Source organism: Gilliamella sp. Choc4-2 (assembly GCF_001690355.1).
Taxonomy (GTDB): Bacteria; Pseudomonadota; Gammaproteobacteria; order Enterobacterales; family Orbaceae; genus Gilliamella; species Gilliamella apicola_A.
The window spans coordinates 1-835 of the sequence record NZ_LZHG01000006.1 but is presented as its reverse complement, the minus strand read 5'-3'; the positions used below and the strand labels follow the sequence as shown (position 1 = coordinate 835).

General features: G+C 44.9%; 1 protein-coding gene. It reads right to left on the bottom strand.

What is annotated here, in order from left to right:
- Positions 1-822: type VI secretion system Vgr family protein (locus A9G34_RS01345; RefSeq protein ID WP_255306755.1), on the bottom strand; the 822-nt coding region annotated here is incomplete at its 3' end.
- Positions 823-835: the final 13 nt, after the last annotated feature.

The following is an 835-nucleotide window of genomic DNA, read 5'->3' as shown; positions in this document are numbered from 1 at the left end:
ATGGGCAATATACGGTCTGTCAGGGTTGCCTTGCATAAAAGCTATTGCTACTTCAGTACCGTCAATCAGTGGAAAGTGAAAACCATATTCACTGCCAGCATAGGGTTTGGCTAACCTTATCCATAAGCTTTCTTCGCCATTTTTCCAATCTGTTAGGTCAAAGTTAAATTTAACCCGGTAGCGCCCTTGGGTATCAATATAGCCATAGGTGTCATTATCGGGACTGGTGACCCGTGCCGGTAAGGTGCCACTGACTTGTGGCCAAGCAAGGGGCGCTGGGCGATACGGTTTTAATACCTTAAAAGGTATCGCAGTAAAACTGAGCTGGTAAGCATCAGTGCGGCTGCCGCTGCCCGTAACACTTAAAATAATAATGCCTTCATCAATATCAATCAGCGGGGCGCCATTAAGGTTAATGAGTTGCCCAGGAGCAAGGTTATAACGGTTGCTTTTGCCTCGGATAATTATTTGTTCACTGATTGCTTGTTCATGGCGAATACGTGCGTACCAATTGCCACTTTCTGGGGTGCTATTAAGGTGGTAATCATTATCCCTATTTTGTGCATCATCGTTATTATCGCTTACCCCCTCATTTTGCTCACTTTGAATATTTTTATAAATTTTGTTGGGGCTATTTTTTTGACTACCTGAACTGACACTGGCACTACCTGCATATTGATAGTGCTCGCCATAACGGTAGTCGGTGCCGTTAGTGGTGCGGTCATCGGGTTGGCTATTGACCTCGCCAAGTAAGTTGGCTTTGGCATCACGGTAGTTGTAATCTTTCACTTTAACCGATGATGCCACCGTTTGGCTGTGCATGCTAATATCCCAA